General features: G+C 42.6%; 19 protein-coding genes and 1 riboswitch. Of the genes, 11 read left to right on the top strand and 8 right to left on the bottom strand.

Annotation, left to right across the window (positions count from 1 at the left end; all coding sequences use genetic code 11):
• Nucleotides 1–66: 66 nt before the first annotated feature.
• The 3 genes from M1L62_RS03660 to M1L62_RS03650 form a co-directional block, all read right to left on the bottom strand.
• On the bottom strand, nt 67–861 hold the full coding sequence (locus tag M1L62_RS03660) for a hypothetical protein (protein ID WP_254411648.1): 795 nt from the start codon (nt 859–861) through the stop codon (nt 67–69).
• Between the two features lie 146 nt (nt 862–1,007).
• Nucleotides 1,008–1,802: a queuosine precursor transporter gene (locus tag M1L62_RS03655; protein WP_254411647.1), complete on the bottom strand. Its 795-nt coding sequence runs from the start codon at nt 1,800–1,802 to the stop codon at nt 1,008–1,010.
• 137 nt (nt 1,803–1,939) lie between these two features.
• On the bottom strand, nt 1,940–3,184 hold the full coding sequence (locus M1L62_RS03650) for a pyridoxal phosphate-dependent aminotransferase (RefSeq protein WP_254411646.1): 1,245 nt from the start codon (nt 3,182–3,184) through the stop codon (nt 1,940–1,942).
• A gap of 252 nt (nt 3,185–3,436) precedes the next feature.
• Between M1L62_RS03650 and M1L62_RS03645 the strand changes: the two genes are divergently transcribed.
• Nucleotides 3,437–3,847, top strand: a complete 411-nt coding sequence (locus M1L62_RS03645; protein WP_254411645.1) for a putative quinol monooxygenase — start codon at nt 3,437–3,439, stop codon at nt 3,845–3,847.
• Nucleotides 3,848–4,103: 256 nt separating this feature from the next.
• On the opposite strand, the gene M1L62_RS03640 is transcribed toward M1L62_RS03645, so the two are convergent.
• Together M1L62_RS03640 and M1L62_RS03635 are read right to left on the bottom strand one after the other, a co-directional pair.
• The gene (locus M1L62_RS03640; protein WP_254411644.1) at nt 4,104–5,705 is read right to left on the bottom strand and encodes a RagB/SusD family nutrient uptake outer membrane protein; all 1,602 of its coding nucleotides are present in this window, start codon (nt 5,703–5,705) and stop codon (nt 4,104–4,106) included.
• Between the two features lie 20 nt (nt 5,706–5,725).
• Complete coding sequence (locus tag M1L62_RS03635; protein ID WP_254411643.1) at nt 5,726–8,863, bottom strand: SusC/RagA family TonB-linked outer membrane protein; 3,138 nt, start codon at nt 8,861–8,863, stop codon at nt 5,726–5,728.
• 565 nt (nt 8,864–9,428) lie between these two features.
• On the opposite strand from M1L62_RS03635, the gene M1L62_RS03630 reads away from it, so the two are divergent.
• The 6 genes from M1L62_RS03630 (at nt 9,429) to M1L62_RS03605 (ending at nt 17,462) form a co-directional block, all read left to right on the top strand.
• Entirely contained in the window at nt 9,429–12,629 is a 3,201-nt protein-coding gene (locus M1L62_RS03630) for a SusC/RagA family TonB-linked outer membrane protein (protein ID WP_254411642.1), read from the top strand.
• 11 nt (nt 12,630–12,640) lie between these two features.
• Nucleotides 12,641–14,128, top strand: a complete 1,488-nt coding sequence (locus tag M1L62_RS03625) for a SusD/RagB family nutrient-binding outer membrane lipoprotein (RefSeq protein WP_254411641.1) — start codon at nt 12,641–12,643, stop codon at nt 14,126–14,128.
• Between the two features lie 19 nt (nt 14,129–14,147).
• A complete protein-coding gene (locus tag M1L62_RS03620; RefSeq protein ID WP_254411640.1) occupies nt 14,148–14,783 on the top strand; it encodes an immunoglobulin-like domain-containing protein in 636 nt (211 codons plus the stop codon).
• Nucleotides 14,784–14,796: 13 nt separating this feature from the next.
• Nucleotides 14,797–15,444 carry a lipid-binding protein gene (locus M1L62_RS03615; RefSeq protein ID WP_254411639.1) on the top strand — a complete coding sequence of 216 codons (648 nt, stop codon included), beginning with the start codon at nt 14,797–14,799 and terminating at the stop codon, nt 15,442–15,444.
• 183 nt (nt 15,445–15,627) lie between these two features.
• Nucleotides 15,628–16,932 carry an amidohydrolase gene (locus tag M1L62_RS03610; protein WP_254411638.1) on the top strand — a complete coding sequence of 435 codons (1,305 nt, stop codon included), beginning with the start codon at nt 15,628–15,630 and terminating at the stop codon, nt 16,930–16,932.
• A 221-nt stretch (nt 16,933–17,153) separates the two neighbouring features.
• Nucleotides 17,154–17,462 (top strand): four helix bundle protein, encoded by a 309-nt coding sequence (locus M1L62_RS03605; RefSeq protein ID WP_254411637.1) that lies wholly within the window; start codon nt 17,154–17,156, stop codon nt 17,460–17,462.
• A gap of 201 nt (nt 17,463–17,663) precedes the next feature.
• On the opposite strand, the gene M1L62_RS03600 is transcribed toward M1L62_RS03605, so the two are convergent.
• From M1L62_RS03600 to M1L62_RS03590, 3 genes are all read right to left on the bottom strand, one after another.
• Nucleotides 17,664–18,464, bottom strand: coding sequence for an SDR family oxidoreductase (locus M1L62_RS03600; protein ID WP_254411636.1), 801 nt, complete (start codon nt 18,462–18,464; stop codon nt 17,664–17,666).
• An 11-nt stretch (nt 18,465–18,475) separates the two neighbouring features.
• Entirely contained in the window at nt 18,476–19,411 is a 936-nt protein-coding gene (locus tag M1L62_RS03595; RefSeq protein ID WP_254411635.1) for a S66 peptidase family protein, read from the bottom strand.
• Nucleotides 19,412–19,480: 69 nt separating this feature from the next.
• Nucleotides 19,481–19,801: a DciA family protein gene (locus M1L62_RS03590; RefSeq protein ID WP_254412062.1), complete on the bottom strand. Its 321-nt coding sequence runs from the start codon at nt 19,799–19,801 to the stop codon at nt 19,481–19,483.
• A 200-nt stretch (nt 19,802–20,001) separates the two neighbouring features.
• Nucleotides 20,002–20,111, top strand: a riboswitch (SAM riboswitch).
• Nucleotides 20,112–20,300: 189 nt separating this feature from the next.
• Here M1L62_RS03590 and M1L62_RS03585 point away from each other — a divergent pair.
• From M1L62_RS03585 to M1L62_RS03570, 4 genes are all read left to right on the top strand, one after another.
• Nucleotides 20,301–21,608: an O-acetylhomoserine aminocarboxypropyltransferase/cysteine synthase family protein gene (locus M1L62_RS03585; RefSeq protein ID WP_254411634.1), complete on the top strand. Its 1,308-nt coding sequence runs from the start codon at nt 20,301–20,303 to the stop codon at nt 21,606–21,608.
• A gap of 80 nt (nt 21,609–21,688) precedes the next feature.
• The gene (locus M1L62_RS03580) at nt 21,689–22,741 is read left to right on the top strand and encodes a homoserine O-acetyltransferase family protein (protein ID WP_254412061.1); all 1,053 of its coding nucleotides are present in this window, start codon (nt 21,689–21,691) and stop codon (nt 22,739–22,741) included.
• A gap of 177 nt (nt 22,742–22,918) precedes the next feature.
• Entirely contained in the window at nt 22,919–23,674 is a 756-nt protein-coding gene (locus tag M1L62_RS03575; RefSeq protein ID WP_254411633.1) for a M48 family metalloprotease, read from the top strand.
• A gap of 18 nt (nt 23,675–23,692) precedes the next feature.
• Entirely contained in the window at nt 23,693–24,595 is a 903-nt protein-coding gene (locus M1L62_RS03570) for a helix-turn-helix domain-containing protein (RefSeq protein ID WP_254411632.1), read from the top strand.
• Nucleotides 24,596–24,615: the final 20 nt, after the last annotated feature.

Genomic DNA, 24,615 nt, shown 5'->3' with positions numbered 1-24,615 from the left:
AATCTAATATTGACAATAAGGCATTATTGTACTGTCACAATTATGAATTAAGGTGATTATTTATTTCTAAAACGGAAGTTCGTCATCCTCTTCCTTTACATTGTTTGTTATTTTAGATATTGACGGATCTTTGCGCATTCGAATTTTGTCTTGATTATCTATTAACCATTTCTCACCTTTTTCAGTTAAAAAGCAAGAGCTGTACTCATTCCCATGGTAATCTGACTCTCGAACAAAGTCAATCATTCCTTTTCTTTTTAATGTTCTAGTTGCTACGTTAGTAGCTGCATTTGTGAAACCGGCTTTTTCCATTAACTCAATTAACCGATAGAGAGTTAATGTATCAAGCTCGGTCGGTTGATTTTCTAAAATGAAGATGAGTGCAGAAATCTCTATGGTACTTAAGCCTTCGGTTTCTAACACAGGAGAAATTGATAATGTCTTTGTGGTTTCAGAGCTCAATAAATAAGCCTCAATCTTTTTTGTTATTTTTTCGGATAAGCTAGTGAAATCGCTCGATGAAGAACTTTGATATGTAATAATATTTCTATGTCTAACGTCAAATGGAAACGCTTCTGTTCTCTCATCCTCGCATGAAACCATAACTACGTCTTTTTTCAACGCAAAAGCAAATCCTAATTCATACCAAACATTAGGATTATTGGTTGTTATTTCGGCAAAGCATAATCTTGAATCTCTTATGTTTTGTTCAATCGTTTCAATTGGTATTCTTGAGGAAGGGTCATCATCAACTCTATAGGCGTCTAAGTTACCTCGCTGGATGGCAGGTTTAAATATATCTTTGAACCTCTTATCAAATTTACCTTTATCGAAAGGTTGAATAACAAAACATTGATCCATAATATTGAATTGTATATGAGGATGAGTTTTTAATAGGCGAAATTTTAAATGTACTATTTTAATGTGTGTTCCTCTATGTAGTGGGGTGTTTTAATTTGGGTCGATCTAAATGTGGAAATATTAATAATACTGTTTGACTAAAAAACCTACAAAACCTCCCCATCATGCGCCGCATGATGCGATAACTGTTCTGCATAATCTTTTCCTAGGTACTGATCGATAAAATAATGAGCAATATAAAGTACCGGCGTCAAGAGGATGGCGATACAGCCTTTGTATAAATAATTGATACTGCCTACCGAGAATATCTGTTTCAGATCCCAGTTCCCAAACACGTAAAAGGCAATGGTTAACACGACGAAACTATCTACCAGCTGAGAAAACATGGTGGAACCCGTCGCCCGAAGCCAGATATATTTACTTCCGGTACGGCGGCGCAGCCAGGCAAAAATCGAAACATCCAGAATTTGTCCCAGCAGGAACGCCACAATAGAGCCGATCATAATGCCCAGGCCCTGATTGAAAATCCTGAAAAAGGCTTCATTGATATTAAACGGATTGCCGTTAGCATCGGTGCTGTTGATATCTAACCAGAATTTTGCAGGCGGAAGTTGCGTGGCGAAATAAATGGTTATAAAGGTATAAACGATAAATCCGGCGGTCAGGTAAGAAATACGTTTTACGCCTTTTGTTCCGAAGTATTCGTTGATGATATCGGAGGTAATAAAAACAACGGGCCAGTTCACAACGCCAGCCGTCATATTAAAATCAAGCTTTTCGCCACCAATCAGCAACTGCGCCGGGGGCAGGCCAAGCAGTGTTTCAACAGAGAATATCTTCATTCCGATAATTTCGGCGATGAGCGCATTGGTCAGGAAGATTCCGCAGAGCAAAAGAAAAAGGCGCTGTCTTTTCTGCTCTGATACTGATTGTTGGACCATAGGTTTAGGAGGTAATTAGCTTTTAGCTTGTTATAGGCTGGTTAATAAGGGATTTAAGTTGCAAAATGGTCGGTAAAAAAATAGCTATCAGCCGTAAAAAAGCCAATAGCTAAATTCTAACTACTCAAAGCTACAAATCAGGCGATAATGTCCTCGACAGTACGTGTGGATAAGACGCGTCGGGTTTCGAGGAAATATTCCAGCTTATCCATGGCCTGATTCAGTTCATCAATCGTAGGCAGGAAAACAATCCTGAAATGGTCGTCGGTAATGTAGTTGAAACCAGTCCCGGCCACCACAAGTACTTTTTGCTCACTCAATAAGTCGTAAACGAACTTTTCATCACCCGGTAAACCGAATTTTTTAAGATCGATTTTTGGGAAAACATATAAAGAACCTTTCGGTTTCACGCAGGTAATACCGGGAATGGATGTTAGTCTGTCATAAACGAGATTCATCTGTTTGTGTAATCTTCCGGTTGGAACAACCAGTTCCTTTATACTCTGATACCCGCCAAGGGCAGTTTGAATTGCATATTGGGTCGGTACGTTTGCGCAAAGACGCATACTTGCCAGCAGCAACAGCCCTTCAACATAAGATTTGGCTCTTTGTTTGGCGCCGCTTAAGATCATCCAGCCGCCACGGAAGCCTGCTGAACGGTAATTTTTAGAAAGTCCGCCGTACGAAACACAAAGCGTTTCAGAAACAAGCGTACCCATTGGATGGTGCACCGCCCCATCGTATAATATTTTGTCATAGATCTCATCGGCAAAAATAATGAGACCATGTTCTTCTGCCATTTTTGCAATACGCTTCAACACATCCTTTTCATAAACCGCACCTGTCGGATTATTCGGGTTGATCAGCACGATACCTTTGGTACGGGAAGTGATCTTACTTTCCATATCTTCCAGGTCAGGGTTCCAGTCTGACTCTTCATCACACACGTAATGTACCGGTTTGCCACCGCTCAAAGCGATTGCGGCCGTCCATAGCGGATAGTCAGGAGAAGGAACAAGGATTTCGTCACCCGGATTCAGCAAGGCCTGCATAGAGAGCAGGATCAGCTCACTTACACCGTTTCCAATAAAAATGTCGCTGATTTCGACATCCGGAATCCCGATTGTCTGGGTGTAGTGCATAACCGCTTTACGCGCCGAAAACAATCCTCGTGAATCAGAATAACCTTGTGCATTCCGGATATTCATGATGATATCGTGCACAATTTCGTCAGGGGAATCGAAACCGAAAGGGGCGGGATTCCCAATATTCAGATTATGAATTTTGAAGCCCTGGCTTTCCAGCTCTAGTGCCTTTTCATAAGTAGCCCCACGAATTTCATATTTGAGATTGTTGAGGCGCTGACTTTTTAAGAATTCCATGCGTTTTTATAAGGTCATATTGTAGTCCAAAGTTAAGAAAAATCATCTTTTATAATCAATTCTTCTTGTGTTTTGATTCGTGATTATTGTCTCTGCTGCTGATCGTGTTTATCCCATGCCTGAATTTTACGGCTATTTAAACAAAGAATACGCCGTAAGTTTTTTCTCATACGGCTCAGAAAAGGATGTATCTTAGTTAAGAAAAGGAGTAATGTGCTGATTTTTAAACAAACATGATTAATCCAAAATATAATGAGCGTAAAAATTATCATTGGAAACTTTCGGTTGCTTCGGCTATTCGCGATAGGTGTTCTGGCCCTGCTGTCTGCCGAACATACTTTCGGCCAAACTAAAACCCAGATGGTAAGAATCGCCAAAATCGTTGTTGATCCGGCCCAGCTGGAAAACTATAAAGTGGCCCTGAAAGAAGAGATTGAGGAGTCGATCCGTCTTGAACCTGGCGTACTAACCTTGTATGCGGTTTCTGACAGACAAAAGCCGCATCACATCACGATACTAGAAATCTACGCGGATTCGGCTGCTTACAAGTCACATATCCAAACTACGCAATTTCTGAAATACAAGAATGGTACCAAAGATATGGTCCAGTCCCTGGAATTGCTTGATACTGTTCCGCTTGTGCCCGGGATGAAGATTAAGTAGTGAAAATTAACACGATTCCTTTGTATGCTATCGGCTGTCGGATGAATGAATGGAACAACATTTCGGACGATTGCCTGGGTGGCCCCGCCAACTATTGAAAGCCAACAGCGAAATTGTCTTACAATATAATTTGTGATAGGGTCTGGTAATTTAAGGATCTTATTAATAACCATAACGCACACTGGCATTGTGGCTATTAACAAAAGAGGCTGTCTTCATGATGAAAGACAGCCTCTTAAAAAATCCATTAGTTAGGTTAATATCCTGGATTCTGTTGTTTACTCAACGTAGCGTTGGATGAAATTTCAGAGAATGGAATCGGCCATAGGAAACGGAAGTCTGAATATGGAATTGCAGCAACCGAACCAGTGATTACCGGACGTGTTACGATGTCATAACTCGTTGTTTTAACCTGAGTCACTTCAACTTTTGCAGGGATACCGACAGAAACTTTATACGTTGGATCCTGCGACAGACGGTGAATGTCAGACCATCTGCGTCCTTCGCCCGCCAGCTCAATACGACGCTCCTGAAGAATTGCCAATGTCAGGTCGGCCGGCGCAGCTGAGAATTGTGCTGCCGTTGGTACTGATCTGTTGCGGACTGCGTTCAGAAGTGCCAGGGCTTTGGTTGGATTTCCTTCTCTCGAAGATGCCTCAGCAACGTTTAGCAATACCTCTGCATAACGCAAAACAGGTGCCCAGTCTCCAAAAACGCCATACTCACGGAATTTGTAGTTGAACGCGAAAGGATAACTGCCGCTTGCTTGTTTTGTCTGAAGTCTGGTTCTTCTAAGGTCACCGTCAACCCAGAATGTTGCATTGTAGAAATTTGGGCTTGTGGCTACAAGATCTCTACCGGCAAGTGAACTCGGTCCGAACATACTTGCCAAAGCTCCGTTTACACCACCATTTGACTGTGCGCTGTTGGCAATCGAGAATATCGACTCTTTATTTGATTTGTAATTAACAAAGGGAGTTTCCGGTGCTGCTTCAAGTGTGTAAGCACCAATCGGGCTTGAAAAGGTTGCGGCGGTTCCGTCTGTACCCAATTTGGCACCTTCTGCAATAACACCCTTCCAGTCCTGCTGATGCAATTTAATTCTTGTTTTCAAAGCAATCGCTGCACCTTTTGTTGCACGGGAAATAGCATTAGCCGTGCGTGTTGCAGGCAGGCTTTGCTCTGCAAAATCTAGATCCGCAAGCAATTTTGTGTAAGCTTCTGCAACAGTTCCTCTTCCCTGCGCCAGTCCTTCCTGTACAGCTCCTGTCGAGATAATTGGTTTTTCTCTGTAAGGAATACCTGGCTGAGAACCGTTTCCGTCAGCGAATGGACGACAGAAATGGATCAGCAGTTCATGGTGGGCAAGGGCACGTAAAAATCTGCCTTCTCCCTCATATTGCGCCGCAATTTCTGCACTGATGATGTTGTTTGTACCCGCAGTTTTTACACCATCGATCAGGATATTCGCCTGATTGATCAAAGCATAAAGCTGCTCCCAGTGATTTTTGTTGTTGGCAGTGGTCGGGCTGTAAAGGGCGCGGTAAGTGATATCGTAAAACGCCTGAACGTTTAACATATCTTCTCCACGCATTTCACCTTGCTCGATGGCCGCTGCGCCAAAAGGATATCCGCGACCGGCAGCTCCTTCGTATTGTCCAACCGAGGCAGCCCAGTAAACACCGTTCGCAGCAAGTTCAATGGTTGCAGGTGTTGTAAAAGCAGCCGTTTCTGACAATGCTGATAACGGTTCGAGTTTGGTAAAGTCACTGCACGCAGGGAGAATTGCCATCATTCCCAACATGGCGATAACAGATCTCCTGGTAATTTTATATTGTTGTTTATCGTTGTTTCTCATTGCTGTATTGAAAATTGTTTTTAGAAACCAAGATTAAGACCGACAGTGAAAACGCGTGGTACAGGGTTTGTACGGTTATCAAGACCAGTTTGGTTGTTGTTGTCCGCGTTTGCTGTCGTTGAGGTTGAAATGAAACCCAGCTCAGGATCCAATCCTTTGTATTTGGTTATAATAAACGCATTTTGAACCTGCGCATAAATTCTCAGATTGGTTGCTTTGATCTTGTCTCTCAGGAAAGCAGGAAGCGTGTAACCAATGCTGATATTCTGTGCACGGAGGAAGCTGCCGTCTTCAAGGAATCTTGATGTTGCATTTCCGGTCTGGTTAACGCGAGAATCCGAGTTGAAATAAAGTCTTGGTACTTCTGTAACTTGTCCTGGTGTTGTCCAACGGTCAAGCAATTCGCGGCCTGCATTGGCAAACAACTGGTTGTTAAGCTGCTCTTGTCTGGTTACGTTGTAAATTTTGTTACCGCCAGAAAAGGTAAGGAAAAGCGTAAAATCAAAGTTTTTGTAAGAAACCTGGTTGTTAAGACCTCCGTACCATGTCGGGTTTGATTTACCCAGAATTCTCTTGTCCGCAAAGGTCAAAGCCGCTCCTGCTTCCGAATCGTTTGATGGGTTTGCAGGATCAAATTTTGCCCAGCGGTTTGCTGCTGTTACCTGCTGAACATAAGATCCGTCCGCTTTTTCATAGACAGGGTTACCGTTCGCAGGGTTTACGCCGTAGTATTCATATCCGAAGAAAGATCCGATCGATTCTCCTTCTCTTGTCGTGTTATAAGTACTGTTGATCGGCGTGTTTGCCACAAGTCTCTGTACTTTGTTTTGTACAAAAGAAACGTTGGCGTTGGTTTTCCATGAGAAATGCTCTGTCTGGATATTCGTGCTGTTGATGCTGAATTCCCATCCTTTGTTATACATTTTACCGATGTTCTGCGCAATGGTATTGCCCGGCACACCCAATGAAGGAGGTGTAGGGGATTGAAGGATTAGATTATCGATATCGTTACGGAAATATTCAGCCGAGAAGCTAAGCTTGTTGGCCCAAAGCGACAGATCCAAACCGAAGTTCAGTTTTTTACTGGTTTCAAAACCAAGTAAACCATTTCCTGCCTGATTGAAACGGATACCACTCAGGTCACCATATTGTGCTGCACCGAAAGTACCTGCGTATGGATAGTTACCAATTTCAACGTTACCAACTTTTGCCCATCCTCCACGAAGTTTAAGTTCACTTACGAAACCTAAAGCAGGGCTGTTTTTAAAGAAATTTTCTTCCGAGATTCTCCATCCCAAAGAAACACCCGGAAGTGTTGCTCCCTGATTGTTATGAGGTAAAGCAGAAATTAAATCATGACGAACAGTAGCACTGATCAGGTAACGATCAAGTAATGAATAGTTTGCCCTTGCAAAGAAAGACTGGAAAGCTCTTTCAGAAGCGAAACCTCCGATAAACTGGTTGGTCAACGTGTTAGTGATAATGTTTTCGTTGCTGCCGAAGTAAGAGTTTGACAGGTTCGTGCCATGTGCAAAGAAATATCTTGATCTCGTTTTCTGAATTTCGTGACCTCCCACAAAACCGATTTTATGTGCTCCGAAAGAGTTGTTATAACTGATCGTATTTTGCCAGTTGTAACGGAATGACGGAAGATTGTACTGGTAAATTCTACCATTAACGTTTTTACCGTCACCATGACCCGGGTCATAGTACAGATAGTCTTCACCGTTCAGATAATTGATACCGATGTATGACTTTGCGTTCAGTCCTTTTACGATCTCAACATCTACAAACGCGTTACCTGTAAGGTTAAGCTGCTGGTTTTTGTAAATGTTTTTAGCGAGTACATAAGCCTGGTTGGTATAGTTACCGTAAAGCGGACGCGTATTCGATCCCTGACCTAAACTTGCACCGTCCGCACTAAGGTTATAACTTCCGTCAGGCCATTTTGAAGGAACGTTCGGGAATGCATAAATTGCCCCGGCCACGTTTCCTGACAAAGCATTGGTTCCGGTATTCAAGCCTCTGTTTGTGGTATGGGTAACGAAGGTATTCATACCAAAAGTTACCTTGTCGTTAAACGCTTTCTGATCCAGTTTTGCACGGAAGTTATATTTCGTCTGGTCGTTTCCAACGATATTTCCCTGTAAATCTGCATAACCCAGAGAGAAATAATAGTTCGTCTGAGGAGTCGCTCCGCTGAATGATAAAGCATGGTTCTGCTGGAATCCGCTTCTCAAAATTACATCCTGCCAGTCAGTATTGTATGGCTGCTGGGTTTCCGGGTTTATTGTCGGGAATGCTGCATTAGGCAATGCCGCATTGGCCAGCTTTTCATTAGTAATGGCAATAAATTCGTCAGCATTCAAAAGATCAAATCGCTTTGAAGGTTTTGAACTTGCCAGCCATCCGTCATACGTGATGCGTGCGCTTCCAAGTTTTCCTCTTTTTGTGGTGATCAAAACCACACCATTTGCTGCTCTTGAACCATAGATTGCAGTAGCAGAACCATCTTTCAATACTTCAACACTTTCAATATCATTTGGATTGATATCGCCAAGCGGGTTGTTTGAAGTATTCTGGCCCTGATCTCCCGTAATATATGGCAGTCCGTCTACTACGTATAGGGGGTCTGAGTTATTAGAGATAGAGTTTACGCCACGGATTCTGACTTTTGCTGCCTGTCCGAGAATACCACTTGGTACGGATGCCTGCACACCGGCAACCTGTCCCTGCAAAAAGCGGTCAAAACTAGGCACGGCGATGTTTTTAAGACCATCACCTTTGATTGTACCAACGGAACCGGTGACGTCTCTCCGTTGCTGGCTACCATAACCTGTTACAACGACTTCACCAAGTGCTTTGACATCAGACTTCATCTGAACATTGATAACGCTTTGGTTGCCAACTTCCAATTCTTTTGAAATTAATCCTACAAAGCTGAAAATCAGGGTAGTGCTGCCATTAGGTAGCTCGATTTGATAGGTTCCGTCAACGGATGTAGTTGTTCCTACGGCGGTACCTTTAACTAAAACACTTGCGCCTGGGATGGTTGATCCATCTTCTTCGGCAGTTACCTTTCCGGTAACGATTTTACTCTGGGCAAGGACAATACCAACCCAAAATACCATCATGACTGAGAGTATTATTTTCTTCATTAAAAAAATAGATAGTTAGGTTTTTAACAGAAATTTAATGTTGCAAACATAATAGTTGTTTTGACCATTACAATGCTTTTTTCTGAGTTTTCGAAATAAACTTTGGTTTTGTACCTAAAAGTTTGAAATTTTATCACAAAAATCACTTAAAATCCAGAATTATTTATAGATATTGCAATAGGGCGAAATTTTGTTTTTTTTGTAAAATTCGTGTGATTATTGGCGGTTTTCTTTTCATGATGTTACCCAAAAATTAACACGGTTTACATTGTACGTAAAAGAAGCAATTGTAAGGATATGTTATGATTCGTATAATGATTGTATCGAAACGTTGCGATTTTCATTTGTAAAGGGTTTAAAATATAAAACTTCTATAATCTACGTTTATAGGTCTATTTTTTGTCACATTATACCCGTTTCACCTTCGTTGTGTAACCGAATATGTCATTTGTGCCAAATTTTCTTCTGGTTTGATAAAAAAAAGCCATTGTAATTATTAAAACAACTATTAGTTTTGTAACTTTAAATACAATAATTCTTTATTAATTAAACTTTAAATCATTCTATGAGAAAGTTTTTACTATCATTTCTGGGAAGCTTGCTGCTCTTAAGTGTGCAAGTGTATGCTCAGGATCGCGAGGTGACCGGTACCGTCACTGCGGATGACGGTTCTACGTTACCAGGAGTCAATGTTACCATTAAGGGTACCACCAGAGGGGTGACCACAAGTATAGACGGCAAGTACGCTATTGCCGCTAATGCGGGTGCTACGCTTGTTTACTCCTTTGTAGGGTATGTTACTCAAAGTGTTGTTTTAGGATCTCAGACCAACATCGACATAAAACTGGTTTCTGATTCGCAGCAATTGGGTGAGGTGGTAGTAACGGCCCTTGGTATTTCAAGAGAAAGAAAATCCATTGGTTATAGTACAGCTACCATATCGAATCTTTCGATTACGGAAGGACGTAACACCAGTGCGCTGGATGCCTTGAACGGTCGTGTTCCGGGTCTTTCGGTTTCAACGGCATCGGGTGCTCCGGGTGCGTCAACAGTTTTGAATATTCGTGGGTTTAACTCGGTAACGGGTAATAACCAACCTCTATACGTCGTTGATGGTGTTCCGATGAACAACCGTGGTAACACATCTTCAACGAATGCTTCAAATGGTAATGATGATTTCAACCGTTCGATGGACTTTGGTAACCAGATGAACGACATCAATCCCAATGAAATTGAAAGTGTAACTGTACTTAAAGGTATTTCTGCATCTGCGCTTTATGGTAGCCGTGCAGCGAATGGTGCCATTTTGATCACAACCAAGAAAGGAAAGTCGGGTAAAACAACCGTCGATTTTTCAAGTTCTTTCGCCCAAACACAAATTTTGCGTGTTCCGCATTTGCAAAACACATACGGACAGGGATGGAGCGGATTGTTTGATCCGATTGAAAACGGTTCATGGGGGCCTAAAATGGATGGACAGACAAGACTTTGGGGTAACGTTGTAGACGACTCTCAATTGCTAAAACCATTTTCGGCACAAAAGGATAATTTAAAAGATTTTCTTGATCGTGGTTATGAGTGGAACAGCAGCTTGGCCGTAGCCGGTGGTACGGAAACAGCCAACTACCGTGTTTCTTATTCTTATGCTGATGCAGACGGGGTTGTTCCTACAAACGCTGACTCTTATAAAAGACATACCATCGGTTTGAACGGCGGTTTGAAACTGGGCAAGTTCTCGGTTAATTCCAACATTAACTACGTTCGTAAAAACCAGAAAGCAGTTGCAACCGGTCAAGGTGACGATGCAGGTGGTGGAAAAGTATTGTGGCAGGAAATTATCCAGATTCCAAGGGATCATTCTATTGTAGATTCTAAACAATACAATGATCCGAATAATCCTTGGAGTAAGTTCTTTAACCTGGACAACTACTTTACACCGTACGCTCAAAACCCATACTGGACGTTGTACAATCAGGGCAATAACTACGATGAAGACCGTATTTTCGGTAACATCGAGTTTAAGTACGACATTGTTAAGAACCTGAACATTTTGTGGAGAGTGGGTGGTGACTATTCTGATGCATTCCAGAAAGACTGGGGTAACTTGGGACGTATCACACCAGGGTCTCCAAACAGCAGCGCCAATAATGTGGTGGGTAGTGTTTCACAAATTGCAAGAAACAACCGCCAGTTTAACAGTGACATCCTTTTAAATTATGGCAGCAACATCGGCAGCCGTTTTGATATTCAGGCTTTTTTAGGACATAATGTTAACCAACGTACCAATGAGGTGCAATTGGTGGGAGTTACAAACCTGGATTTACCTGGTTTTTATAACATCAAAAACAGCTCTGTGACGCCAAGTACTTATACCAATGAGCAAATACGCAGATTGGTTGGTATCTACGGATCGGCTACTTTGGGTTTTGACCACTGGTTGTATTTAACCGTTGGTGCAAGAAATGACTGGACCAGTACGCTTCCAAAAGGTAAGAACTCTTACTTCTACCCAAGTGCAAGTATCAGTGCAGTGCTTTCTGATGTCTTCAAACTGCCTGCTGAGATTCCATTTGTTAAGGTACGTTTTGCTGCCGCTTCCGCTGGTAATGATGCTGACCCATATCAGATCATGCCTGTTTATGTTCCAGGGGACGTAAGTACAGGTGGTTTTGGTAATGTTAAATTCCCATTTGGAGGGGTTAATGCTTACGAGGTTGCGAACAATCCGGGAAACCTGAATCTGAAACCTGAAATTTCAAATGAATATGAAGCAGGTCTTGAACTTGGTTTCTTTGGAAAAAGAGTAGGTATTGAGGCAAGTTATTATGACAAGGTTACCAAAAACCAGATCATCAGCCTTAACCTTGAACCTGCAACAGGTTATCAAAACCAGACTGTTAACTTAGGTCAGGTAAGAAATAAAGGTATTGAGGCCATGTTGACATTAGTTCCTGTTCGTACTGAAAAATTGGAATGGGGTGTTACTTTCAACTACAACAAAATCAAGAATGAAGTTGAATCGCTTGGACTTTCCGACAGTACAAACATTCTTTTGAACAGCAGTTATGACGTTAAATTAAGAGCCGTTGTTGGAAAACCTCTTGGTGCAATTTATTCTCCGGACGTTTTACGTGATGATGCGACAGGCGCAACGATCGTAAACTCTGCAACCGGTTTGCCAATTGTTGATTCGAAAGAACATTACAGAGGCTCTATCAATCCTGATTACACCATGGGTATCGGAACCTATGTTACTTATAAAGGTTTCCGTTTGAGTGCCAATGCAGATTTTCGTAAAGGTGGTGTGTTCTATTCTTACACCGCACGTTTGAACTACTTCAACGGAAATGCATACCAGACTCAGTACAACGACAGAGAGCCATTTATCATCCCTGGATCGGTTGTACAGGCATCTGATGGAACTTTGACTGAAAACACCACTGCGATTTCAAGAAATGATTTGGCTACTTATTATGGTGTAAACAACGCGTATCAGTACAACCACGTTTTGCCAAAAACATTCTTCAAACTGAGAAACGTTGCCCTGAACTATACAATTCCGAAAAGTGTGCTGTCTAAGATGCCGATCACTGCCGCTTCGATTGGTGTATTTGGTCGTAACCTTATTTTGTGGACGCCTAAGAAAAACCACTTTGTGGATCCTGAGGCTAACACATTCGGTACAAACCTTAAAAACCTGTATGGTGAATTTGCATCCGGGCCGTCTACTGCGAGCTATGGTGTTCAGTTAAACTTATCATTCTAATTCGACTCACAATGAAAGGTATATTAAAAAATAGTCTGTTACTTCTTGCCGTATTTTCACTGGGCTCCTGTGAAAACTGGCTTGACGTGAACGAAGATCCCAATAACCCGACCAATGTAGCGCCAGAATACGTCTTGCCGGCGGCTCAGGCTTCTGTAATGGCTGTAACGGGTGGTTCGTTTGCAATTCTTGGTGGTTTGTGGTCTCAGCACTGGACACAGGCTCACGTTAGTACGCAGTATAAAACAATTGATTCTTATGATCTTGCTCCGGCTGCCTATAACCTGGCCTGGACGGAATTATACTCGGGAGGATTAAACGATTTCGAAGACGTAAAGACGAAAGCAACTGCATCAGGAAACAACAATCTTGTTCTTCAGGCAGTAGCAGTACAGTCCTATGGCTTTCAGATTCTTGCCGACTGGTTTGACAAAATACCATTGTCAGAAGCTCTGAAAATCGAACTGACCAGAACTCCGAAATATGACGATGGTCCTGCTGTTTATGCAGAATTGCTGAAAAGACTGGATGCAGCTTTGGCACTGGATTTCAATAATGGAAAATCTACTCAGGTGAGCTCTGATCTTGTATTCGGTAAACTTAGCGGAGCAGACCAAATTGCACAATGGAAGCGCTTTGCAAATACATTGAAACTAAAAATGTATCTGCGCCAGACAAGCAGCCCTAATTCTGCCGCTGCACTTGCTGCGATTAAAACAATGCTTACAAGTAATACTGAGTTTTTAACTACACCGGCAGCAGTTACGCAATTTGTAGATGAGCCAAATCGTAGTCAGCCTTTGTATGAAAGTAATATCCGTCAGTTGAACACGGGTAATAACCTTCGGTTAAGCAAAACGTTACAATCTTACCTGGAAGCTAATAATGACTTTGCGCGTTTGAACGCATATTTCAATCCGGGAACAGCGGGACAATATGGTCTGGCGCAAGGAGATTTCAACGTAAGTACAACAGTGGTTGGGGCAAACATCCCAAGTGTTACCAAAATGTCTGCAACCGATCCTTTCTTTTTCTTCAGTCTTGATGAAGTTTATTTCTTGCTTGCAGAAGCACATTTAAGATCAGGAAATGAAGCCGAGGCAAAATCGTTTTACGACAAAGCTGTTGCTGCTGCCTATGCTAAATTCTCTGTTACTTTCGACGCTGCTAAAATTGCCGCGGGTGGTGTGTATGCATACCCAACTGCTGGTACAACGGAAGCAAAATTGAAAGCGATCATGTATCAGAAATGGGTAGCGATGTACAAACAAGGTTATGAATCGTTCTGGGATCAGGCGCGTACCGGGTATCCTGAAAATTCGGCGGTACCTGCCAGCAACGCAAACTATGTTCCAGGTCAGTGGACTTATGCGGTTAATGGTGTAACAAATGGTCTTTTCCCAAAAAGAATTCTTTACACTTCTGCATCGCGTGACGTAAACCCGGCCAATACACCGGCACCAGTTTTGATTACTGCGAAAATCTGGTGGATGAAATAACCTTTAATAGAAAAAGATCATGATAAAAGGAATAAAATATATGGCAATGTTGGTCCTGACGGGATTACTTTTTGCCTGCGAACCCGACAAAGTGACCGAGGGTATATCCGACATCACTTATTTCCCGATTATAACATTAAAAGGGGAACAGTGGAATGAAATCGCTGTTGGAGGTACATGGGCTGATCCGGGTGTTGTTGCCAAAGAAGGCGATACCGAGATTCAGGCCAAGGCTTCCGGTGCTGTTGATGTGTCTAAACCTGGTGTGTACACCATTCAATATGATGCTGTGAATAAAGACGGTTATTCTTCTACTGAGTACAGATATGTTGGAGTTATCGCACCGGCTGTAAAAGGTGTTGATATTTCAGGAGCCTATAAAAGAGACGCCGGAGCGTTTGGAGTGAGTAATGTATCCCGCGTATCAGGTAACTTGTTTTATGCTGACAATGTTGGTGGTGTTGCCGTTACAGATCCTAGTTTAGGGGTATATTTTTACTACTACGACAAGGGGAAACTGGGAGTACCTTACCAGAGAACACCGGGTAATGCATTCGAAGCTATTAATGCTACGATTGTTGAAGGTGTTAAATACAGCTGGGCTGTAATCAACGGCGGGTATGGGAATGCCGTACGGACATTTGTTAAACAATAACTAAAAAGAGAATATGAAAAAGTTAATATATGGAGGGTTATTCTTTTTGGCACTTGGTTTGTTTTCCTGTGATGCGGGAGACGAGCCAAGTATTGGAGGAACAGCAACACAAAAACTGTCCGGAGAATGGTTTTTGCAGCTCTTGGATGAAGATAATAAGGTTGTAGTTTCCTATAATCTGTTTACGACATCCAATACCGCTGCCAATGTGGCCACAGAAATGTGGTTTATTGATCATGATGTTTTTGGTGCGCAATCGAAACTGACTGTTGATCCTAACGCGCTTACCTTTACTTCAACCAACAGCCCTAATCTGGATTATGCAGAGCCAGTTGTTCCTGCAGGAAAACCTGTTGTAAAATTGGGGACAAGTAAAAAGGTGCTTTCAGCTACTCCACAAACCGTTACAATCACGGATGGTAAAGTTTTGAAGGATTCTTTCATTGCTCCTTCCAAAACCCGTACAGACAGCATGTACTTGCATATTACAGGTGCTTATGTTGCTAACACGTATCAGGCAAGTGAGTATAAAATTGCTACGGTTGCCGGGAAAGCGGATACCACTGTTGTATGGAAAATGACTGGAACAGCTGTTGAGCCGGACGGTCCTTATATCCTGCGCGGTTACCGTCGCACAGGTTTCCGTGAAGACGAACATTGATCTTATCAGCTTGATAATCTCAAAGGATTAAATAATATCTGAATAGTGCAAAAAGAGGAGCATCCCAGGATGTTGCCTCTTTTTTGTTTGGTTAAATTGACAGAAGTTCGACCGTCAGATGGCAGAGAAGCGGTTTATTTCACTATTTTGGTAAAGTCATTTAGAACTTACACCAACTTTCACATGAAGCAACGACTATTCCTGTTACTCTCGCTAGGTTTTTCACCCGCTTTTGTTTTCGCACAATCACCGCTTAACGTTAAAGTCGACCAGAAGGCGCAATCGCTTGAACCTAAAATTGTTGAGTGGAGACGAGACTTTCATCAAAATCCGGAACTTGGAAACCGCGAGTTTAAAACCGCGGAGAAGATTGCAAAACATCTTAAAAGTCTGGGAATCGAAGTGCAGACAGGTGTCGGGCATACGGGTGTGGTTGGCTTATTGAAAGGAGGGAAGCCAGGACCAGTTGTGGCACTTCGTGCGGATATGGATGGTCTGCCTGTAACGGAAAGGGTTGATGTTCCTTTTAAGTCGACAGTCACAACGGACTATAATGGACAGAAGGTTGGCGTGATGCACGCCTGTGGACACGATACACACATATCGATTTTGATGGGTGTTGCGGAAGTGCTGGCTTCTATGAAAAGTGATATCAAGGGAACGGTTAAGTTTATTTTCCAGCCAGCGGAAGAAGGAGCACCGGAAGGTGAAGAGGGTGGAGCAAAGTTAATGATTAAGGAAGGTGTGCTGGAAAATCCGAAGGTGGATGTCATTTTCGGTCTTCATATTAATTCCCAGACTGAAGTTGGAAAAATTACCTACAAGCCGGGTGCCACCATGGCCGCTGTGGATTTTTTCAGTATTGATGTAAAAGGTGTGCAGACACACGGAGCATATCCATGGTCTGGTGTTGACCCGATTGTCACTTCTTCTCAAATTGTGATGGGTTTACAAACCATCGTGAGCCGCAACTTGGATATTACCAAAGCACCGGCAGTGGTAACGATCGGAGCCATTAACGGAGGTGTCAGACAGAATATTATTCCTGAGCAGGTAAAGATGATTGGTACGATCAGGACTTTTGATGAGGAGATGCACACAAAAGTGCATAAGCGCGTGACTGATATTGCAACCAATATTGCAGAAAGCGCGGGTGCCAAAGCGGATGTAAAGATTACAACACTTTATCCGGTTACTTTCAATGATATTCCTTTAACAGAAGAGATGATTGGTACCCTGCAAAATGTGGCAGGAAAAGACAATGTGAAGCTGATTCCGGCTGTTACAGGTGCAGAAGATTTTTCATATTACCAGCAAAAAGTACCTGGTTTTTTCTTCTTCCTGGGAGGGATGCCGAAAGGAAAAGATCCGCTGACAGCCGCAGCGCACCACACGCCTGATTTCTTCATCGACGATAGCGGAATGGTGTTGGGCGTCCGCTCACTCAGCAGGTTGACGATTGATTATCTGGAGAAGAAGAGGAAATAATTGTTAATTGTTAAGGGTTAATTGTTAATGGGGGCTAGTTCCATAGTGGTTGGCGGTGGGGAGTAATTGTTAATTGTTAACGGTTAATGGTGGTTTGTTCGATTATGGTTGGTGATAGGGGGTAATTATTGATGAATTTCGGTTTCAATAAGGGCTGACTTTTTGTGATTGACTGTTAACGCTTGTCTATTATAGTAACGCTTAGTTTAATGCACACACTCATGAAAGAAAATATTGTAAAAGATAAAAGTTATGCTTTTGCGGTGCGGGTTATCAGGCTTTATCAACATTTGACCGGCGCTAAAAAAGAATATGTTTTATCCAAGCAGTTACTGAGAAGAGGCACCAGTGTAGGGGCGATGGTTCGGGAAGCAGAACATGCTGAAACAAAACCTGATTTCAGACACAAAATGGCCATCGCTCAAAAAGAAATCAACGAGACGATTTATTGGCTTGAATTATTAGTTGCAACAGATATCTTACAAAAGAACAATTTGGCAGCATCAATTAAGACGCCGTCGAAATCATAAAGCTGCTGACATCTATTATTAGAACGAGTAAAAGTAATATTGATTGAACTAAGAGAAGTCAACATTGGGCGTGACCCTTTTTCAAAAGTTGGCTTCTCTTCTTGAATTTTAAGCAACGATCCATTCCTTATTCAAATATTGACTAATCACAAACCACCACGGCATGGCCATCATTAACAATTAACCCTTAATAATTAACAATTACTCTGGTATATTCTTACGCACCTGGTCAAACAGCAGGCTCGGGAAAAATCTTTTCAGATAAATTGCAGCGACCTCTTTTAGGCCTCCGATATAAATCTCCTTTTTGTCTTTTCTGACGGCGTTTAGTATTTGTCTGGCACATTCTTCCGGCGGAATTCCGTTTTCCTGATTGGTATCCATTTTACCAAATTTACCACCGTTTTCATCCAGCGCGTTTACAGAAACATTTGTTCTGATGTAACCCGGACAAATAGTCGTTACTTTAATGTTATCGTTATAAGATTCAGCGCGTAGTGAATCGTAAAAACCGTGTAAGGCATGTTTGGAAGCATTATATCCCGACCGCATAATGGTGCCGATTTTTCCTGCAACACTGCTGATTACAATGAAATGACCGCTTTGCTGTTTAATCATGTAAGGTAAAACAGCTTTTGTCAAGGCGACGGTACTGTAAAAATTGACGTCCATCAATTTTCTGTAAACATCCAGATCGGTGTCCTTTATATAGGAACGCTGGCTCACACCCGCGTTATGAACCATGATATCGATTCGTTGGAAAGTCTGGATGATTTTGGCTGCGGCATCAGTTGCTTTGTCAAATTCAGTCACGTCCAGAGGCAAAATCAGCACTGAAGAATCGGGCAGTCCGGTACGTACTTTCACTCTTTCAAGTTCTTCTGCTCTTCTTGCTGTCAACACCAGTTTTGCACCTTCTTTGGCAAATGCCATCGCAATGGCCTCTCCAATGCCTGACGACGCGCCTGTTATCCAAACTACTTTATTTTGAAAAGTATCCATTCTAAAATGATTTATATAATCGTGGGTGCCGATGACAAAAAGTGCAGCTCCACACCCTCTTTATTTACGTCAAGGTAAGCATTCATTCCGACACCGATGGCGCGGTTATCTGCCACATGGCCAACCGGAAAGTCAAAGGAAACCGGGTAATCATATTCCGCAATATGTTCGTGAATGATCTCGTAAGCCGTTTTTCCAAACGAAGGACTGGAATTATCACGCATATCGGTAAATTGCCCTACAATTAATCCGGCCAGATGGCTCAGCTTTCCTGCACGTTTCATCTGGATCATCATGCGGTCCAGGTTATAAAGATATTCGTTGACATCCTCAATAAAAAGAATCTTGCCTTCGGTATCAATCTGGGTTGGTGAACCAATCATATGGGCAAGCAGACAAAGATTTCCACCTACCATTTCTGCTACAACGCTGCCTGTTTTATTGAACGCATGAGGGGCCACAGAATAACCCGGAAGTTCGCCAAACAAAAGTTGCCGCAAAGACTCGGCACCTTTTTCAGCACCTTCCAGTGTCATGGATTTTACCATGGGCGCGTGTATGCCTGCATAACCCAGCTGATACAACTGAGAAAGAATAACTGTAAGGTCGCTGAACCCGACGATCCATTTCGGCGATTTAATAAAATGTGTAAAATCGATCTGATCGATAATCCGGGAGCAGCCATAACCACCGCGGGCGGCGATGACAGCTTTGATAGAAGGATCGTCGAGCATCGTTTGCAGGTCGTCGAGACGCTCCGCATCCGTTGCTGAAAACTGGTTGTAAGCGGATTTTAAAGTTTTTCCTTCAACGATCTTTAATTTCCACTGGTCACGCAGCAAACTTATTCCCGGAAGTATGTCTTCGTAGCGGATACAGCTTGCGGGCGCAACAATCCCTATTTTATCACCTGGTTGTAAAAAGGGCGGAATTTGTATGGTGGGCATATTTGTAAATTGGGCAGTGCTGGGTATGCGTTAGTGTGCAGCTAAATTGAGAAATGATGCTTGATAAGTTCAGATAAATACCACATCTTCTACCAGATCAGATTTCATTTCGCGGTTAATGAGTTCGATGATTTTGGATTTGGCACGAACGAGTTCGTTGCGCAAAGGTGCCGATTCGATCTGAAGAAACAGAATACGGTCCTTGATATAGATACTTTTGGTTCGGGAAGCGATGGCCGCGCCCATAATTTTATCCCAATGTGCCACCACATACGACTGGTCAAACCGGCTTCTTAGTTTGTAGCGGTCCAACATCTGATCAATCGCTTCTTTTAGCGGAGTAATCCCAGGTTTTCTGGAAGATTTTTCTTTGTCGAAACGATAATGTATGGCCATAAAAAGATACTTTCTGCAAAGATAGAATAAAGGGATGAAGGCTGGAAGTGAAAATGATGGAAAGCCAAAAAAGACCCCGAATACGAAATTTTCGTTTTTTGTTTTAGGCAAATTTTAAAGGCGATATTTGGTTTTCCGGGCTTCCGGGCTTATTATTGCAACATCAAGTCAATTCGCTTCACATTTCAGCGGTTGATTTATAAAGAAGAGGCGAGAGAATGGGCTCTACGAACCTCTGGCAACCTACTCCTGCGTCGGAGAAAGGTGCTAATTCCCACCTAAGCTATTTTAGGAGATATAAAATCAAACGCGCATGAACTTATTACAAGAAAATTCCGCCAGCCGGAGGGCTTTATCCTCATATCTTCATTTGATAAGCAATGCTTTTCAAGGCAATACCTGCATGTTGTCTCGTTCTGAAAGTTTTGCTGATTTTTTTAAATCTGTTGTCATTACTAAATATTTGCCGCACAAATAAACCTTTCAAAAAGTTATGTCAAACACCACTTATCAATTCGAAACATTACAGTTACATGCAGGTCAGGAGCCGGATCCTGTTACAAATGCGCGCGCAGTGCCCATTTATCAGACAACGTCTTACACTTTCAACAACTCTGAGCACGGAGCAAATCTTTTTGCTTTGAAAGAATTCGGTAACATCTACACCCGGATCATGAATCCGACGACTGATGTTTTTGAAAAACGGATCGCGGCACTGGAAGGCGGCGTTGCTGCTTTGGGCGTTGCATCCGGTCATGCTGCGCAGTTTCTTGCCATCAATAATATTACAACGGTAGGGGACAACTTCGTTACGACTTCTTTTTTATACGGAGGAAGTTATAACCAGTTTAAAAACTCTTTCAAGAATATTGGGGTGGAAGCGCGTTTTGCCGATGGTGATGACGTATCCAGCTTTGAAAAACTGATTGACGATAAGACCAAGGCGATTTATCTGGAAACGATTGGTAACCCAAGTTACAGCGTTCCGGATTTTGAGGCTTTCGCAGCACTGGCAGCAAAATATGATTTACCGATTATTGTTGACAATACTTTTGGCGCAGGCGGTGCCATTTGCCAGCCTATCAAATGGGGCGCACACGTAGTGGTTGAATCGGCTACGAAATGGATTGGCGGACACGGAACGACAATGGGCGGTGTGATCGTCGATGCCGGTACTTTTGACTGGGGCAACGGAAAATATCCGCAGTTTACCGAGCCTTCGCCGAGTTATCATGGCCTGGTGCTGAACGATGTTTTTGGTAAGAACGGACCTTTTGGCAATATTCAGTTTATCATCCGTGCCCGGGTGGAAGGATTGCGTGACTGGGGACCATCTCAAAGTCCGTTTAACTCCTTCCTGTTACTTCAGGGACTGGAAACTTTGACGCTTCGTGTGGAACGTCAGAGCGAAAATGCTTTGGCCGTAGCCACCTGGCTTGAAGCGCATCCGGATGTTGAATTTGTAAATTATCCGGGACTGGCAAGTAATAAATATAAAACACTGGCTGATAAATATCTGACCAGAGGTGCCGGCTCTGTGCTTTCATTTAAACTGAAAGCGGGTAAAGAAGCGGCGGATAATTTTGTGAACTCGGTGAAACTGACAAGTCATTTGGCGAATGTGGGTGATTCCAAAACCCTTATCATTCACCCGGCAAGTACCACCCATTCGCAGCTTTCCGAGAAAGCTCAGGAAGACGCCGGTGTTGCTCCGGGATTGCTGAGGTTGTCTGTGGGTATTGAACATATTGATGATATTAAGGCTGATCTTCAACAGGCTTTTGAGGCTGTGAAGAAATGAAATCTGTGATGAAGCAGCTTTTGAAGCTGCTTCATCACCATTAAATAGTTGTAGAATTTAAACTTTGTGCTTTGGCACGTATGCAAGCGGAACAAAAGATTTTTAGATATCCCTATGCCTATTCATTGGAATTGGGACGTGAACTACCTGGTTTTGAACTATCGTACACCACCTACGGTACCAGAAATCCGGAAGATGATAACATTGTCTGGATATGTCATGCATTAACCGGAAACTCCAATGCCGCTGAATGGTGGGATGGCTTGGTAGGTGACGGGAAATATTTCAATTCAGAGAAAGATTTTATTATCTGTGTTAACGTTCTGGGATCGGCTTATGGATCTACCGGACCGCTGTCTGTGAATCCTATTACGCAAAAACCATATTTTCATGATTTTCCAATCATAACGGTTAAGGATGTGGTAGGTACGCTGGAAATCCTGCGTCAGGAGCTTAACATACGTAAAATTAAAATGTGTATCGGAGGATCATTGGGAGGGCAACAGGCGCTTGAATGGGCGGTTGAGGTTCCCGATTTATTTGAAGAACTGATTTTAATTGCATCCAATGCACTGCACTCTCCATGGGGTGTTGCGTTCAATGAGTCACAACGGATGGCTATTGAAGCAGATCAGACCTGGAAAGAAAATCATGAAGATGCCGGTAAAATGGGCATGCGCGCGGCACGTTCGATGGCGTTGCTTTCTTACCGCAACTATGATACCTATAACTTTACACAAGCCCGGGATAATCCGGATCAGATTGATGATTTCAGAGCATCGTCGTACCAGCAATATCAGGGTGATAAATTTGTAAACCGTTTCAACGCATATTCTTACTGGGCACTTTCTAAAATTATGGATTCTCATAATGTGGGAAGAAACCGGGGCGGGATTGTGCATGCGCTCGGACTGGTAAGAGCCAAAACACTGGTTTTAGGAATAAAATCGGACCTGTTGTTTCCGCTCACGGAGCAGCAATTTGTGGCAAGACATATTCCTGACGCAGTTTTTCAGGAAATTGATTCCTTGTATGGCCACGACGGATTTTTGATTGAATATAAACAATTGACACAGGTGATCCGCGCCTGGCAGGAAACCAACGGACAGCTGCAAATCGCAAAAATCAGCTAAATCCGGTTTCTGTTGTCACAAAAAGTCCTGTGTTTTGCACAGGACTTTTTACATTTACAACGAACCATAGCCAAGCCGATATCACAGCAACTTTTTACACTTACAACGAACGAACCATTGCCGTAGGCAAGACCGATATTGTAGCAACGGATTTCAATCCGTTGAATAAATAGCAAAATGAAAATCTCGAAAGCAGCTTTTATCATCATTCCTATTATCGCGATCGCAGCGATAAGCAGCCTTTTCATTTTCAGAAAAAAACAAATTAATCCCCAAACCGGCAAAGCGCAGGCAATAAGTCTATCCCCTGAACAGGAAGTAAACCTGGGCATAGAATGCGCTCCCCAGCTGGTAGCAGAATTTGGCGGGTTATTCAGAGACCGCCTATTGCAGGAAAAAATAAAGCGCATCGGAAGAAAACTCGTGGCAACTTCATCTGCCGGAAAATCGCCTTATCAGTTTGACTTCCACATTTTAGCTGACTCCCAATCAGTAAGTATCTTTGCGTTACCCGGCGGCCAGATATTTATGACAAGCGGTTTGTTTAAAAACCTTAAAACCGATAATGAATTGGCAGGCGTTCTGAGTCATGAAATCGGGCATGTAATTGGCAGACATGCATCGGAAAAGATTTTAAGAAGGAGCTTTCTGGACATGCCTGGCGATACGAACCAAGTAACCAGAATCAATTACACAGCCAGGCAAACGGCAAAATATCTCAAAGATTTTACAGCGCTGACATACGACCGGGAGGATGAAATAGAAGCAGATGATTTGGGCATTCAGTACATGGTGAGAGCAGGATTTGATCCAAAATCACTCGTCAGCGTATTACAAACGATCAAGGAAAATACTGACATGGCTGCAAAACATCCCGTCACCACCGACCGGATTGAAAAAATCAACAATTCGATTCAGAAGTTTCAGAATTGAATTTTGTAACTTTATCTCATGGCAGATATCATCACAGTTCAGGATTTTTATAAACAGGCTTCTCTACTGATTCCCGAGCGGATTCAAAAAGAGATTGGACATTTTAATGTTTTCAAAACTGAGGAAGTCTTTGAATCGGGTTCAACGAAAATGCCTTATAACCGGAGAGCCTATTACAAAATCAGTTTGATTATTGGTAAAAACCGCGCCGAATACGCAGATAAAGTAATCGATATTGAGGACAACGCTTTACTGTTTGCCACACCGCAGATTCCGTATAACTACCATTCGCTGGACGAAAAGCAGTCAGGGATATTCTGTATTTTCTCGGAAGACTTTTTTGCCCAGGGCAATATCGGAAAACCCGTTTCTGAATTCCCGGTTTTTCAGCCGGGAGGTAATCCCATCTTTTTCCTGAACCCTGAACAGATTGAAGAAGTAAAGGCAATTTTTGGTAAAATGCTGAGGGAACTGGATTCTGACTATGCTTACAAATATGATCTGATCCGTAATTATGTGATGGAATTAATCCATACGGGGCAAAAATTACAACCGGTTTCAGGCCTGCATGTTGAGACCAACGCATTCCGAAGAGTATCTTCCTTATTTATGGAATTGCTGGAAAGGCAATTTCCGGTCGAGCCTCCGCATCAAAAACTGAAACTGCGATCAGCCAAAGACTATGCAGACAGACTTTCCATTCATGTCAATTATCTCAATAAAGTACTAAAAGAAATGACCGGTAAAACCACTACCGGGCTCATTCTTGAAAGGATTGTGCAGGAAGCTAAAATTTTGCTGAAACACACGGATTGGAATATTTCTGAAATAGCCTATTGTCTGGGTTTTGATGAACCTTCTCATTTTAACAATCTTTTTAAAAAGCACACCAGTTTGACGCCGAAGACTTTCAGAGCGTAGATTTGATTTTTGCAATTTCT

This window comes from Dyadobacter diqingensis, from assembly GCF_024220585.1.
Taxonomy (GTDB): Bacteria; Bacteroidota; Bacteroidia; order Cytophagales; family Spirosomataceae; genus Dyadobacter; species Dyadobacter diqingensis.
The sequence above is the reverse complement of the archived record's forward strand: the minus strand, read 5'-3'. Positions and strand labels throughout refer to the sequence as shown.

Coding starts and splice junctions, on each gene's coding strand:
- M1L62_RS03575 (WP_254411633.1), top strand. CDS start 22,919: ATGAAAATCTCGAAAGCAGCTTTTATCATCATTCCTATTATCGCGATC.
- M1L62_RS03650 (WP_254411646.1), bottom strand. CDS start 3,184: ATGGAATTCTTAAAAAGTCAGCGCCTCAACAATCTCAAATATGAAATT.
- M1L62_RS03640 (WP_254411644.1), bottom strand. CDS start 5,705: ATGAGAAACAACGATAAACAACAATATAAAATTACCAGGAGATCTGTT.
- M1L62_RS03625 (WP_254411641.1), top strand. CDS start 12,641: ATGAAAGGTATATTAAAAAATAGTCTGTTACTTCTTGCCGTATTTTCA.
- M1L62_RS03655 (WP_254411647.1), bottom strand. CDS start 1,802: ATGGTCCAACAATCAGTATCAGAGCAGAAAAGACAGCGCCTTTTTCTT.
- M1L62_RS03570 (WP_254411632.1), top strand. CDS start 23,693: ATGGCAGATATCATCACAGTTCAGGATTTTTATAAACAGGCTTCTCTA.
- M1L62_RS03615 (WP_254411639.1), top strand. CDS start 14,797: ATGAAAAAGTTAATATATGGAGGGTTATTCTTTTTGGCACTTGGTTTG.
- M1L62_RS03605 (WP_254411637.1), top strand. CDS start 17,154: ATGAAAGAAAATATTGTAAAAGATAAAAGTTATGCTTTTGCGGTGCGG.
- M1L62_RS03610 (WP_254411638.1), top strand. CDS start 15,628: ATGAAGCAACGACTATTCCTGTTACTCTCGCTAGGTTTTTCACCCGCT.
- M1L62_RS03600 (WP_254411636.1), bottom strand. CDS start 18,464: ATGGATACTTTTCAAAATAAAGTAGTTTGGATAACAGGCGCGTCGTCA.
- M1L62_RS03585 (WP_254411634.1), top strand. CDS start 20,301: ATGTCAAACACCACTTATCAATTCGAAACATTACAGTTACATGCAGGT.
- M1L62_RS03645 (WP_254411645.1), top strand. CDS start 3,437: ATGAGCGTAAAAATTATCATTGGAAACTTTCGGTTGCTTCGGCTATTC.
- M1L62_RS03595 (WP_254411635.1), bottom strand. CDS start 19,411: ATGCCCACCATACAAATTCCGCCCTTTTTACAACCAGGTGATAAAATA.
- M1L62_RS03635 (WP_254411643.1), bottom strand. CDS start 8,863: ATGAAGAAAATAATACTCTCAGTCATGATGGTATTTTGGGTTGGTATT.
- M1L62_RS03580 (WP_254412061.1), top strand. CDS start 21,689: ATGCAAGCGGAACAAAAGATTTTTAGATATCCCTATGCCTATTCATTG.
- M1L62_RS03620 (WP_254411640.1), top strand. CDS start 14,148: ATGATAAAAGGAATAAAATATATGGCAATGTTGGTCCTGACGGGATTA.
- M1L62_RS03660 (WP_254411648.1), bottom strand. CDS start 861: ATGGATCAATGTTTTGTTATTCAACCTTTCGATAAAGGTAAATTTGAT.
- M1L62_RS03630 (WP_254411642.1), top strand. CDS start 9,429: ATGAGAAAGTTTTTACTATCATTTCTGGGAAGCTTGCTGCTCTTAAGT.